Here is a 12,788-nt window from a genome sequence, read left to right as displayed (position 1 = left end):
TTGTGGCCTCAGGCGGCCAGTCGTTTGAGCATCTCGCGCGTGACCAGCACCACCCCGTTCTCGGTACGCTCGAAGCGGGCGGCGTCGGCCGCGGCATCTTCGCCGATCACCATGTCGTCGGGTATGACGCAGGCGCGGTCGATCACCACCCGGTTGAGCCGGGCGCCGCGGCCGACTTCCACGTCGGGCAGCAGCACGGCCTCGTTGATTTCGCAGAAGGAATGGATGCGCACCCCCGAGAACAGCACCGAGCTGCTGACCTTGGAGCCCGAGACGATGCAGCCGCCCGACACGATGGTGTTGACCGTCATGCCGTGCTGGCCGTGCCGGTCGAGCACGAACTTGGCCGGTGGCAGTTGCCGCTGGTAAGTCCAGATGGGCCAGTCCGTGTCATAGATGTCGAGCTCCGGGGTGATGGAGGCCAGATCGAGGTTGGCTGCCCAGAATGCATCAATCGTGCCCACGTCGCGCCAGTAGGCCTTGGCGTCGGGTCCGCGCGAGGCCCGCGTGACGCACGACATGCCGAAAGGATGGGCCAGCGCGCGGCCCTGCGCCACGGCGCGGGGAATGATGTCCTTGCCGAAATCGTGGCTCGAATCGGGGTTGACGCTGTCTTCTTCGAGCAGCTGGTAGAGGTACTCGGAGTCGAACACGTAGATGCCCATGCTCGCCAGCGCCACGTCGGGGTGGCCGGGCATGGCGGGCGGGTCGGCGGGTTTTTCCAGGAAGGCCGTGATCTGGCGGCCGTCGTCGATGGCCATTACGCCGAAGGCCGTGGCTTCCATGCGCGGCACCTCGATGCAGCCGACAGTGCAGCCCAGGCCGTGCTCGGCATGGTCTTTCACCATGATCGAGTAGTCCATCTTGTAGATGTGGTCGCCGGCAAGTACCACCACGTAGTCGTGCTTGGTGGAGCGGGTCTGGATGATGTCCAGGTTCTGGAACACCGCATCGGCCGTGCCGCGGTACCAGTGCTCGTCGCCTACGCGCTGCTGCGCGGGCAGCACGTCGACCATCTCGTTGAGCTCGGCTCGCAAGAAGCTCCAGCCGCGCTGCAGGTGGCGCATGAGCGAGTGCGACTTGTACTGCGTGACCACCGCCATGCGCCGTATGCCCGAGTTCAGGCAGTTGGACAGCGCGAAGTCGATGATGCGGAACTTGCCGCCGAAGTACACGGCCGGCTTGGCGCGCCGGTCGGTCAGCTGCTTGAGGCGGGAGCCGCGCCCGCCGGCCAGCACCAGGGCGATGGTGCGGCGTACCAGTTGATGGGCCTGCAGCTCCTGCTGCGGGTGCGCTTGCGGTGTGAGGTTGTCCATCCTGTGTCTCCGTTCGTTCGATCGTTCGCTTGTTGGAATTCGTCGTCAGAGTTTCTGCATCGAGACTAGCACCGCGCCGCGCGCCTGGCTCCTACGTTCTTGCAATCCCGATGCTCGAAAAAGGCACTTGTGCCGTGTCGCCGAGCGATTGGCCCACCTCGCCCGGGTCGTGCCCGGGATCGGTGGAAAGGCTCAGGCGCCACGTACCCGCGGGCAGCGTGAAGGACACGGTCTGCGGGCCTGCGTTCACCATCACCAGCCACGCGCTGCTGTTGTCGTCGGTGCCATCGCCGAAGAGGATTGCAAGGGCCGTGCCCGTGCTGTTCCAGTCGGCGGGCGTCATCGGCTCGCCGTCGGGGCGCAGCCAGCGGATGCCCGGTGGCGTGCCCTGCGGCGCTTCGGCCGGCCACCAATGGGTGTTGCGCAGGGCCGGCGCCTCGCGGCGCAGGGCGGCCAGGCGCGCCACGAAGGCGCTCATGCGCGCGGCGTCGCTGCCGGGGGCGGACGCGCCTATCCATGCGAGCCAGATGGTTTCATTGTCCTGGCAGTAGGCGTTGTTGTTGCCCTGCTGGCTGTGCCCGAGCTCGTCGCCGGCCAGCAGCATGGGCGTGCCCTGGGACAGCATCAGCGTGGCGAGCAGCGCGCGCTGCAGGCGGGTACGCAATGCCAGCACGGCGGGGTCGTCGCTCGGGCCCTCGACGCCGCAGTTGTTGCTCATGTTGTGGCCGTGGCCGTCGCGGTTGTTCTCGCCGTTGGCGAGGTTGTGGCGCTCGTTGTAGCTCACGAGGTCGCGCAGCGTAAAGCCATCGTGCGCGGTGACGAAGTTGACGCTCGCGGTCGGCGCGCGGCCGTTGTGCGCAAACTGGGTGCTGGAGGCCGTGAAGCGATGGGCGAAGTCGCCGAGGCTCGCCTTGTCGTCGTGGTCCTGCCGGAGCCAGAAGCCGCGCTGCGTGTCGCGGTAGCGGTCGTTCCATTCGAGCCAGCCGGGCGGGAACTCGCCGAGACGGTAGCCGCCCGGGCCGATGTCCCATGGCTCGGCGATGAGCAGCGTGCGCGAGAGCACCGGGTCTTGGGCGATGGCGGCGAAGAAGGGCGCGCGCGCATCGAACCCCCGTTGTGCATCGCGCCCGAGCACCGGCGCGAGATCGAAGCGGAAGCCGTTCACGCCCATCTCGCAGGCCCAGAAGCGCAGGCTGTCCATCACCAGTTGCAGCACGCGCGGCTCGCCGAGGTTGAGGCAGTTGCCGCAGCCGGTCCAGTTCTCGTAGAGGGCGCGGTCGTCGGGGCGCAGGTGGTAGTAGAGGGCGTTGTCGATGCCGCGCAGCGAGAGCGTGGGGCCGAGTTCATCGGTTTCGGCGCTGTGGTTGTAGACGACGTCGATCACCAGTTCCATGCCGCGCGCGTGGATGGCGTCGGCCATGGCGCGGAATTCGCCGGCGGGGGTGGTGCCGGGGCGGCCGCTCCAGTAGCGGGCTTCGGGGGCGAACCAGCCGATGGTGGTGTAGCCCCAGTAGTTGCTCAGGCCCATGCGCAGCAGGCGCTGTTCGTCGGCTCGGTGCTGGACGGGCATGAGGCTCAGGGTTGTGATGCCCAGGGCCTGGAGGTGGTCGAGTACGGCGGGTTCCGCCAGGGCGGCGTAGGTGCCTCTGAGGGCTGCGGGGACGGCGGGGTGGAGCTTTGTCTGGCCTTTTACGTGCAGCTCGTAGAGGACTCGGTCGCCTGCTTCGATGCGCGCGTGGCCTGGGGTGGCTGCTGGTGCCGGATTGGGTGCAGTTACCCGGGCTTTGAGGGCTACTGCGGCGTTGTCTCGGGTGTCTCTCTTGTCTGGATTCGCTGGGGCGTGGCCAAGGAAGATGTCGCTGCCGTCGTAGCTGCCTACGATCTCTCGGGCGTAGGGGTCGAGCAGTAGCTTGGCTGGGTTGAAGCGGGTTCCCTCGTGAGGGGACCAAGGGCCGTGGACTCGGTAGCCGTAGACCAGGCCTGGAGTTGCGCTGGGGAGGTGGCCGTGCCAGATGCCGTCTGTTTGCGCTGGCAGTTTTAGGCGTTGTTGTTCGTTCTTGCCTGTGCTGTCGAAGATGCACAGCTCTACTGCTTCTGCTGTTGGGGCTGCCAGGGCGAAGTTGACGCCTTGTGGTGAAGACGTTGCGCCCAAGGGGAAGGGGTTACCTGCGCTCAGCATTTGGCTGGCCTTTGGATGGGTTTGCTTTCCGAGGCCGGGACTCGCCCCGGCGGGCGACCTACTTTTCTTTGCTTCGCCAAAGAAAAGTAGGCAAAAGAAAGGCGACCCCACTGTCTGCGACCCCTTCGCGTGGCGAAGGGGCAACCTGCGGTGCTCGCGTTTCGCGGGGTCTCGCCCAAACTCGCTTCGCTCAGACAAGGGCGAGCCCTTATCCGCGAAACGCTGTGCTCCTCGGCGCAGCCAGAGGGGAGGGGAAACGGAACGGGCCTTTGCTTCGCTCGGCCACCATGCCACCGCAGGCGCTGTGCGCCTGCGGTGGTTGGTATTGGCTGTTGGTATTGGATGTTCGGCCGAGCGAAGCGATGGCCTGCTGGGTTCCCCAGTCCCTCCTGGCTGCGCCGAGGAGCGCAGACGTAGGAGGGATCAGGGCCGCAGCTGTTTGAGCGAAGCGAGTTCTGCGGACCCCCTCCGGAGTCGAGCACCGCAGGTTGCCCGTAGCGAAGCGAAGGGACGCAGACAGTAGGGTCGCCTTTTCTTTGCTTACTTTCTTTTGGCGAAGCAAAAGAAAGTGAGTCGGCCGCCGGGCCGAGACCCGGCCTCGGAAAGCAAACCAGACCCAGGCAACTCAAGCCAACACCCACATCACAGTAGCCAACGGAGGCACGCTGATCGAGATCGAATCCACCTTCCCATGCCAGGCAACAGGAGCACTTTCGACAACCCCATTGCCAACCCCACTCCCTCCATAAACCGCCCCATCCGTATTGATGACCTCCCGGTAGGAACCCGAAACAGGCACCCCCAACCGATACCCATGCCGAGGCACAGGCGTGAAGTTGCAAACAGCCACAACAAACGCCCCATCCCGCCCCCGCCGTACGAACGCGAATACAGACTGATCCGCGTCGTCATGCACGATCCACTCGAACCCCGCCCCGTCATGGTCAAGCTCGTGCAACGCAGGAAAGTGCCGATACACGTTGTTCAAGTCGCGCACCAGCCGCCGCACTCCTTGATGAGAGGCATGCTCCAGCAGATGCCAGTCCAGGCCGCGGTCCGCATTCCACTCCGCGTACTGCGCAAACTCCCCGCCCATGAACAGCAACTTCTTCCCCGGATACGCCCAGAGATAGCCGTACAGGTTGCGCAGGCCGGCAAACCTCTGCCACTCGTCCCCGGGCATGCGCCCGATCAGCGATCCCTTCCCATGCACCACTTCGTCATGCGACAGCGGCAGCACGAAGTTCTCGCTGTGCGCGTACATCAGCCCGAAGGTGATCTGCTGGTGATGGTGCTTGCGGTAGACCGGGTCGGTGCCCGCATACGACAGCGTGTCGTTCATCCACCCCATGTTCCACTTGTAGTGAAACCCCAGCCCGCCGTCTTCAGGCGGGCGGGTCACGCCGGGGAAGCTCGTCGACTCCTCGGCCAGCGTCACCGCGCCCGGCCGCTCGACGCCCACCACGCGGTTCATGCGCCGCAGGAAGTCGATGGCCTCCAGGTTCTCGCGTCCGCCGAGCACGTTCGGCACCCACTCGCCGGCCTTGCGGCTGTAGTCGCGGTACAGCATCGAAGCCACCGCATCCACGCGCAGGCCGTCCACGCCGTAGCGCTCCAGCCAGTACAGCGCATTACCGACCAGGTAGTTGCGCACCTCCGTGCGGGCGTAGTTGAAGATCAGCGTCTGCCAGTCGTTGTGGAAGCCCTCGCGCGGGTCGGCGTACTCGTACAGCGCGGTGCCGTCGAAACGGCCGAGGCCGTGCGAATCGGTCGGAAAGTGCGCGGGCACCCAGTCGAGGATCACGCCCAGTCCGGCCGCATGTGCGGCCTCGACGAAATGCCGGAAGTCGCCCGGCGTGCCGAAGCGCGAGGTTGGCGCGTACAGGCCGATCGGCTGGTAGCCCCACGAGCCGTCGAAGGGGTGCTCGGTGATCGGCAGCAGCTCGATGTGCGTGAAGCCCAGGTCGCGCACGTAGGGCACCAGCGTGTCGGCCAGGTCGCGGTAGTCCAGCCATTCGTGGCCGTTCTTGCGGCGCCACGAGCCCAGGTGTACTTCGTAGATGCTGATCGGCGCGTGGCGCTCGTTCGCGGCGGCGCGGCCTTCGGGCATCTTCACCGGCGCGGGCAGGGGCTGCACCACGCAGGCCGTGTCGGGCCGCAGCTGCGAGGAAAACGCGAAGGGGTCGGCCTTGCGCAGCACCTCGCCCTGGGCCGACAGGATCTCGAACTCGTAGCTGTCGCCGACGGTCACGTGCGGCGCAAAGATTTCCCACACGCCGCACTCGCGGCGCAGTCGCATCATGTGGCGCCGGCCGTCCCAGTTGTTGAAGTTGCCGACCACCGACACGCGCCGCGCATTCGGCGCCCACACCGCGAAGGCCACGCCCTTCACGCCGTCCATCTCGCGCAGGTGCGCGCCCAGCCGCTCCCACGGCCGCAGATGCGTGCCCTCGGCCAGCAGCCAAACATCGGTTTCGCCGAGCACGAACGGAAAGCGATACGGGTCTTCGAGCCGCGAGGTGTGTGCCTCCCAGTCGACCTGGAACGAATAGCCCATGCGGGCCTCGGCCGCCGGAACCAGCCCGCTGAACAGGTCCGAGCCTTCGTGCCGCGCGAGGATGGCCAGCGGCCAGCCGGTGCGCGAATGCACCACGGCCACGCGCTGCGCGCCGGGTAGCAGCGCGCGCACTTCCAGGCCCTCGGGCCTCTCGTGCGGGCCCAGCACGGAAAACGGATCGCCGTGCTCCGCGCGCATCAGCGCATGGACTTCGGACTCGGGCAGCGGCTTCAAGGGCATGGTGGTCAGCTTTGTCCTTCAACGGCGGGCGTGCCGAAGAAGACGCCGTACGGCGACAGCGTCAGCATGCGCTTTCCATCCACGGTCTGCATGACGGCGGTGTGCTCAAGCGGCTGTCCGACGAGAGGCATCAGTCCGTCGGGCAACGGCATCGATACCGGCTCGCTCCCCAAGTTGAAGACCGCCTGTAGCGAGAGCTTTCCGTCGCGCCGCTCGAAGTGCAGCAGCGGCTCGGGCGCATCGATGAAGCGGATGCCACCGGTGCGCAGCAGCGGTTGCGTGCGCCGCCAGTGCAGCAGCGCGCGACTGAACGCCAGCATCGAGCCAGAGTCCGCGGCCTGCCGTTCGACGGCCAGCGGCAGGTGAGGGCCGTACACCGGCAGCCAGGGCGCGCCGGTGGTGAAGCCGCCGTTCGGCGCCTCGGCAGTCCACGGCATCGGCGTGCGGCAGCCGTCGCGGCCCTTGAACTCGGGCCAGAACGCACGACCGTATGGGTCTTGCAGCAGTTCGAACGGCACTTCGGCCTCGGGCAGGCCCAGTTCTTCGCCCTGGTAGATGCTGGCACTGCCACGCAGCGCGAGCAGAAGGGTCAGCCAGAGCCGGTCGCGGCGCGTGTCGGGTGTGCCGCCGTCGCTCCAGCGCGTGGCGACGCGCGGCACGTCGTGGTTCGACATCGCCCAGCAGCCCCAGCCGCTCGTGGGTTCGAGCGCCTCGTCGAGCGCCTCGACCTGGTGGCGCAAGTGCTTTGGGCTGTGGTCGGCCGTCAGCAGGCTGAAGCTGTAGGCCTGGTGCAGACGCTTGCCGCGATCGGTGTACTGCGCCATGACGGGCGGCGCGTTCTCGTCGCCGACCTCGCCCAGCGCCACCGCGCCGTAGCCGTCGAGCAGCCGGCGCAGGCTTTCGAGGAACGCCAGGTTCTCGTGCTGGCTCTTGTCGTACAGATGCTGCTGCATCGCATAGGGGTTGTCGGCGCGCACCGTGCTGACTTCGCCGATCGACGCCAGCGAGGCCGGCGGGTTGTCGCGCAGCTGCGCGTCGTGAAACTGGTGATTGCAGGCGTCGAAGCGAAAGCCGTCCACGCCGCGTTCGCACCAGAAGCGCACCTCGCCCAGCAGGGCCCTTTGCACTTCGGGGCAATGGAAGTTGAGGTCGGGCTGCTCGGCCAGGAAGCTGTGCAGGTAGTACTGCCGCCGCCGCGAGTCCCACTGCCAGGCGGAGCCGCCAAACACCGACAGCCAGTTGGTGGGCGGCGTGCCATCGGGCTTGGGGTCGGCCCAGACGTACCAGTCGGCCTTGGGGTTGTCGCGGCTCGAACGGCTCTCGGCGAACCAGGCGTGCTGGTCGGACGTGTGCGACAGCACCTGGTCGATGACGAGCTTCAGGCCCAGTTCGTGCATCCGCGCCAGCATGGCGTCGAAGTTGGCCAGCGTGCCGAACATCGGGTCCACGGCGCGGTAGTCGGCCACGTCGTAGCCGAAGTCCTTCATCGGTGAACGGAAGAAAGGAGAAACCCAGATGGCATCGACGCCGAGGCTGGCCACGTGCTCGAGCCGGGACGTGATGCCCGGCAGGTCGCCGATGCCGTCGCTGTTGCTGTCCATGAAGCTGCGCGGGTAGATCTGGTAGATCACCGCACCGCGCCACCATTCGCTGCTGTCGGTATTGCTGCCCATGCCGGTCCCTGTGGTCTGAAATCATTGTGGCATGCGAAATTCGGGCCAGTGATACGCAGGTGCGGGGCGGCGGTGCATGGCGCGAAGACCCGTGAAGCTTTCTACACTGGACGCCGCTCCCGCTTTTCAAAATGACGACATCAGATTCCGCCTCTTCTTCCCTCGCCGCGCTCGAAGCGCGGCTCGCCCAGGACCTCGAATACCTCGGCTGGCCCGGGCGCAACTGGATGCCCGCGCGGCAGGCTGACGGTGAACCGATGCTCGACGTGGTCGTCATCGGCGGCGGGCAGGCCGGCTTGGCTGCCTCGGTCGCGCTGGCGCAATTGGGCATCCGCGCGGTGGTGTTCGACCGCTCGCCCGCGGGCAGCGAAGGCCCCTGGGCGACCACGGCGCGCATGGAGACGCTGCGTTCGCCCAAGGAGCTCACCGGTCCCGCGCTGGGCCTGCCGTCGCTCACCTTCCGGGCGTGGTTCGAGGCCCAGTTCGGGCTGGAGGCCTGGACGGCGATGGACAAGATCCCGCGCCTGCAGTGGATGGACTATCTGGTCTGGTACCGCCGCGTGATGGGCGTGGACGTGCGCAACGACACGGCCGTGACTGGCATCCACCCCCTGCCTGACGCGACCGGCGTGCGCCTGGACCTGCGCACGCCGCAAGGCGAACGCAGCGTGCTGGCGCGCCGCGTCGTCCTCGCCACCGGGCGCGACGGCCTCGGCGGGCCGGCCATTCCCGCTTTCGTCAACGCGCTGCCGCGCTCGAAATGGGCGCATTCCTCCGACGAAATGGATTACGGCCAGCTCAAGGGCCTGCGCGTGGGCGTGGTCGGCGCGGGCTCCTCGGCCATGGACAGCGCGGGCACCGCGCTGGAGGCCGGCGCGCACAGTGTCGAACTGCTGATCCGCCGACCCGATCTGCCGCGCGTCAACAAGGGCAAGGGCGCGGGCGTGCCGGGGCTCACGCAGGGCCACTACGACCTGCCCGACGAGCTCAAGTGGCGCATCCGCCACTACATCAACGTGGCGAACGTGCCGCCGCCGCACGGCAGCACGCTGCGGGTGTCGGGGCATGCCAATGCCTTCTTCAACTTCGGCTGCCCGATCCTGACCATCGAGCCGAAGGGCGATTCGATGCGCGTGTCGACGCCGAAGGGCGACTTCGAATTCGACTTCCTCATCGTCTCGACCGGCTTCAAGGTCGACTGGCCCAACCGCCCCGAGTTCGACGGCATCGCCGCCCAGGTGCGCACCTGGAAAGACCGCTTCGTGCCCGCGCCCGGCGACGAAGACCAGGAACTGGCCGACTCGCCCGACCTCGGGCCGGTCTTCGAATTCCAGGAGCGCGTGCCGGGCGAATGCCCGGGGCTCGGGCGCATCCACTGCTTCTGCTACCCGGCGGCGCTGTCGCACGGCACGGTGTCGGGCGACATCCCGGCCATCAGCGATGGCGCCAAGCGGCTGGCCAGCGGCATCGCCAGCCTGTTCTACCGCGAAGACTTCGACCACCACTACGCCAACCTCGAGGCCTACGCCGAGCCGGAACTCTTCGGCGACGAATGGACGCCCGCGCTGCCGCCTCAGGAAAGAAACTGAACCATGACAACCAGCACTCTCACTTTCGATGTGATCGATGCCGCCGTCCAGCTGGCACCGGACCACCCCGCCTGGGCGCTGCGCCGCCAGCGCGACAAGGTCGTCGCCGCGACGCAGGGCAGCTACGACGCGATGTTTTCCCCGGCCGTCGAAGGCCTGTCAGTGAGCGAGCGGCTGCTGGTGGCGCTGCATGCCTGCTGCGTGTCGAAGGCGGACAGCCTGGCCGCGCACTACCGCGACCGGCTGGTGGCCGAAGGCGCAGACGGCGCCGTGATTGCGGCGGTGGATGCCGGCAAGCCCGTGGCCGATGCGCGCCTGCAGGCCGTGCTGGCCTTCACCGGCAAGCTGATCGAACGCCCCATCGAGGGCGACAGGGCGGCCGTGCAGTCGCTGGCCGACAGCGGCCTGTCGACGCCTGCCATCGTGGCAATGAGCCAGCTGATCGCTTTCCTGTCGTACCAGATCCGCGTTGCCGCGGGCCTTAAGGCGCTGGCAGCGGTGGAGGTGGCGGCATGACGGCCCCGATCCGCATCAAGGGTTTTACCAACGAAGTGCTGAAGTGGAAGCCGTGGCTCGACACGGTGAACGTCGACACCGCCACGCCGGCGCAACTGGCGGCGTTGGACGAGATGAGCCCGCAGGCGCGCACCTCGCCGTACTTTCTGGTGCTGGCGCATCAGCCCGAGATACTGCTGCAGCGCTCCATCGCCTTCAACGCGATCATGTTCGCGCCGGGTGGCATGCCGCGCGCCGAGCGCGAGCTGGGCGCCACGGTGGAGTCGCGCGTCAACGGCTGCGTGTACTGTGCCTCGGTGCATGCCCAGCGCTTCGAGCAACTGGCCAAGCGCAACGACGTGATCTCTCAGGTGTTCGAGGAGCCGATGGGCGCGGGCACTACGGCGCGCGAGAAGGCCATCGTCGAGTTTTCGATTCGTCTCGGCGCGGAGCCCGATAAGGTTTCGACCGATGACGTGCGCGGATTGAAGGAGGTCGGGCTGAGCGAGCTGGAAATCCTCGACCTGATCCACTCGGTTGCCATCTTCGCCTGGGCCAACCGGCTGATGCTCAACCTCGGGGAGCCGGTGTTCCCCGAGGCCGCAGCGTCATAGGCGCGCGAGCAGCCCGGCGACAGTTTCGTTCGCCAGGCCCAGCGGCTCGAGCAGGTCGTTTTCGCGGCGGAAGTCGACGCCGTTGACCAGCGAGGCGGCATCCACGATGGTGCGCGTCGCGGGCGTCGGCACACCGGCGATGGTGCCCAGCGCCTCGACGAACGCCAGGCCGTAGGGCATGTCTTCGGTCACGTAGCGGGTGTCGGTTTGCGTGGGACCGGGCGGGCCGCCGCGCTTGGCGTGCAGCTCGGCGGCAATGTCTTCGAGCTTTTCCGACGTGGTGCCGAAGGAGCGCGCGAAGTGCGCTTCGATGGGGCCGAGCTCGATGCCGAAGGCTGCGGCCACGGCGCGGCGTTCCTGGTCAAGCGCCTCGATCGCGCGCGACACGCCGGGCGTCATGCAGTGGTACTGCGGCCAGTTCTCGGCGCGCTCGATGCGGGTCCAGTTGAAGACCGCGAGCGGGCCGTGCGACTGCGGGTTGACGTTGGCCAGGGCGCTGGCAAGGGCGCCGTCCTGCGCGGAGAAGCCGTCGCCGAAGAGGGCGGTGCACAGCGCGACGGCCTGGGCCGTCTCGGAGGCGGGCAGGGCGGAAACGCCGACGGCCTTGCGCCGCGTCATCACCCTGACCTGCGTGCCCGATTCGCGGCGCGCGGTCAGCACGGTCGTGCCGAAGCTGGCGACGGTGATCTGCCGGCCGGCGCGGCGGGCCGCTTCATGGAGATAGAGCGACGACAGCGAGGCCATCGAACTGACGATCACGGTCTGGCCATCGCGCAGGCAGGGCAGCAGCGCATCCATCACGCGCTTGTGGCCGTTGACCGGCAGGGCGAGCAGCAGCACGTCCGAGGCTGCGCACAGCCCGGCCGCGTCGTCGGCGACTTCGACGGTCACTGAAAACGACTGGATGCCGCTGGCCTCCAACGCCTGCGTGCGCAAGGCTTCTGCGCCCTGGCCGCCCGGCGACCACACGGTGACGCCGTGGCCCGCCTGTCGCAGCCAAGCCGCGCTGGCCAGCGCGATCGCCCCGGTGCCCGCGATGCCGACGCGGTACTTTGCGCCCGAAACCTCAGTCAACCTTGATCCCGCCCTGCTTGATCACCTTCGCCCAACGCTGGCTGTCTTCCGTCACGACCTTGCCCAAGGCAGCCGGGCCGCCACAGGTATTCACCGCGCCCAACTGGGCGAAGCGCTGCTTCGTCTCCGGCAGGTTGCACACCTCGACCAGCGCCGCCGACAGCTTCTCGACGCTCGCCGCGGGCATGCGCGCGGGCGCCATCACGCCGACCCAGACCGGCACTTCCATTCCCGGCAGGCCCGTGGCTTCGCCGATGGTCGGGGCCGAGCCCATGCTGGGAAGGGAAACCCGAGAGAAGGTGCCGAGCACGCGCGCCTTGCCGCTGGCGACCATGGGTTCGATCGAGGCCACGCTGGTGACGATGGCGGCCACCTGCCCGCCCAGCAGGTCCGTCATGGCGGGCGCGGCGCCCCGGTAGGGCACGTGCAGCAGGTTCGTGCCGCTCGCCTGCGCCAGCAGTGCCCCGGTCAGGTGCGACACGGTGCCGTTGCCGGTCGAGGCATAGGTCACCTGGCCCGGCCTGGCCTTGGCGTCGCGCAGCACGTCGGCCACCGTCTTGTAGGGGCTCTCGGTGCGCACGGACAGCGTCATCGGCGTGTCGGCCACCAGGGCCACCGGCACCAGCTCGTGCACCGGGTCGTAGGGGAGCTTGGGCTGCAGGTGGGGCGCGATCGTGATCGCGCCGCCGGTGGCCAGCAGCACCGTGGCCCCGTCGGTCGCCTTGGCCACCGCGTCGGCGGCCACGATGCCGCCGGCACCGGCCTTGTTGTCGATGATGACGGGCTGGCCCAGCTTGTCGGTGAGCTTGGCACCCAGGTAGCGCGCGATCACGTCTTGTGCGCCGCCGGTGGCGAAGGGCACGACGATGCGCAGGGGCTTGTCGTTCTGCTGGGCCCACAGAGGCGTGGTGGCGAGGCCGGCGGCGGCCGCAAAGCCCAGGGCGAGGTGTTTCAGGCGCAGTTTCATGGTGTTCCAGGCGGTGCGAAAAACCTGTCGGACGGCAGGCGTTACCCGCGCAACACGCAGGTTACGTGCCCCGAGTCTAGAGTC

9 protein-coding genes are annotated in these 12,788 nt (G+C 67.8%); 3 read left to right on the top strand and 6 right to left on the bottom strand.

Annotated features, from left to right (window positions below):
- Positions 1–8: 8 nt before the first annotated feature.
- The 4 genes from glgC to ACSFCA_RS30205 all read right to left on the bottom strand — a co-directional run bounded on the left by glgC (position 9) and on the right by ACSFCA_RS30205 (position 7,965).
- On the bottom strand, positions 9–1,316 hold the full coding sequence (glgC, locus tag ACSFCA_RS30220; RefSeq protein ID WP_093053999.1) for a glucose-1-phosphate adenylyltransferase: 1,308 nt from the start codon (positions 1,314–1,316) through the stop codon (positions 9–11).
- Between the two features lie 91 nt (positions 1,317–1,407).
- Positions 1,408–3,495, bottom strand: coding sequence for a glycogen debranching protein GlgX (gene glgX / locus ACSFCA_RS30215; RefSeq protein ID WP_435462073.1), 2,088 nt, complete (start codon positions 3,493–3,495; stop codon positions 1,408–1,410).
- Positions 3,496–4,120: 625 nt separating this feature from the next.
- Positions 4,121–6,292, bottom strand: coding sequence for a 1,4-alpha-glucan branching protein GlgB (glgB, locus tag ACSFCA_RS30210; protein WP_258351603.1), 2,172 nt, complete (start codon positions 6,290–6,292; stop codon positions 4,121–4,123).
- 5 nt (positions 6,293–6,297) lie between these two features.
- Complete coding sequence (locus tag ACSFCA_RS30205) at positions 6,298–7,965, bottom strand: alpha-glucosidase (protein ID WP_435462072.1); 1,668 nt, start codon at positions 7,963–7,965, stop codon at positions 6,298–6,300.
- Positions 7,966–8,096: 131 nt separating this feature from the next.
- Here ACSFCA_RS30205 and ACSFCA_RS30200 point away from each other — a divergent pair, with 131 nt between their 5' ends.
- The 3 genes from ACSFCA_RS30200 to ACSFCA_RS30190 are packed head-to-tail and all read left to right on the top strand — an operon-like array spanning position 8,097 to position 10,663.
- The gene (locus tag ACSFCA_RS30200) at positions 8,097–9,554 is read left to right on the top strand and encodes an NAD(P)-binding domain-containing protein (protein ID WP_435462071.1); all 1,458 of its coding nucleotides are present in this window, start codon (positions 8,097–8,099) and stop codon (positions 9,552–9,554) included.
- A gap of 3 nt (positions 9,555–9,557) precedes the next feature.
- Positions 9,558–10,070, top strand: coding sequence for a CMD domain-containing protein (locus ACSFCA_RS30195; protein ID WP_435462070.1), 513 nt, complete (start codon positions 9,558–9,560; stop codon positions 10,068–10,070).
- Complete coding sequence (locus ACSFCA_RS30190) at positions 10,067–10,663, top strand: peroxidase-related enzyme (RefSeq protein WP_435462069.1); 597 nt, start codon at positions 10,067–10,069, stop codon at positions 10,661–10,663. Before ACSFCA_RS30195 ends, ACSFCA_RS30190 begins: the two co-directional genes overlap by 4 nt.
- Here the strand turns inward: ACSFCA_RS30190 and ACSFCA_RS30185 are convergent.
- Both ACSFCA_RS30185 and ACSFCA_RS30180 read right to left on the bottom strand, forming a co-directional pair.
- Positions 10,658–11,737 carry an NAD/NADP octopine/nopaline dehydrogenase family protein gene (locus tag ACSFCA_RS30185; RefSeq protein ID WP_435462068.1) on the bottom strand — a complete coding sequence of 360 codons (1,080 nt, stop codon included), beginning with the start codon at positions 11,735–11,737 and terminating at the stop codon, positions 10,658–10,660. The two genes, ACSFCA_RS30190 and ACSFCA_RS30185, sit on opposite strands and share 6 nt — an antisense overlap.
- Positions 11,730–12,704 carry a Bug family tripartite tricarboxylate transporter substrate binding protein gene (locus ACSFCA_RS30180; RefSeq protein WP_435462067.1) on the bottom strand — a complete coding sequence of 325 codons (975 nt, stop codon included), beginning with the start codon at positions 12,702–12,704 and terminating at the stop codon, positions 11,730–11,732. The genes ACSFCA_RS30185 and ACSFCA_RS30180 overlap by 8 nt, the downstream gene beginning before the upstream one ends.
- Between the last annotated feature and the right edge of the window lie 84 nt (positions 12,705–12,788).

It is taken from the genome of Variovorax multivorans, from assembly GCF_051216835.1.
Classification (GTDB): domain Bacteria; phylum Pseudomonadota; class Gammaproteobacteria; order Burkholderiales; family Burkholderiaceae_C; genus Variovorax.
This window is presented reverse-complemented; position numbering and strand designations above follow the sequence as displayed.

Excerpts from the sequence above, each read along its gene's own strand:
- glgC (WP_093053999.1), bottom strand. The coding sequence starts at position 1,316 with ATGGACAACCTCACACCGCAAGCGCACCCGCAGCAGGAGCTGCAGGCC.
- glgX (WP_435462073.1), bottom strand. The coding sequence starts at position 3,495 with ATGCTGAGCGCAGGTAACCCCTTCCCCTTGGGCGCAACGTCTTCACCA.
- glgB (WP_258351603.1), bottom strand. The coding sequence starts at position 6,292 with ATGCCCTTGAAGCCGCTGCCCGAGTCCGAAGTCCATGCGCTGATGCGC.
- ACSFCA_RS30205 (WP_435462072.1), bottom strand. The coding sequence starts at position 7,965 with ATGGGCAGCAATACCGACAGCAGCGAATGGTGGCGCGGTGCGGTGATC.
- ACSFCA_RS30200 (WP_435462071.1), top strand. The coding sequence starts at position 8,097 with ATGACGACATCAGATTCCGCCTCTTCTTCCCTCGCCGCGCTCGAAGCG.
- ACSFCA_RS30195 (WP_435462070.1), top strand. The coding sequence starts at position 9,558 with ATGACAACCAGCACTCTCACTTTCGATGTGATCGATGCCGCCGTCCAG.
- ACSFCA_RS30190 (WP_435462069.1), top strand. The coding sequence starts at position 10,067 with ATGACGGCCCCGATCCGCATCAAGGGTTTTACCAACGAAGTGCTGAAG.
- ACSFCA_RS30180 (WP_435462067.1), bottom strand. The coding sequence starts at position 12,704 with ATGAAACTGCGCCTGAAACACCTCGCCCTGGGCTTTGCGGCCGCCGCC.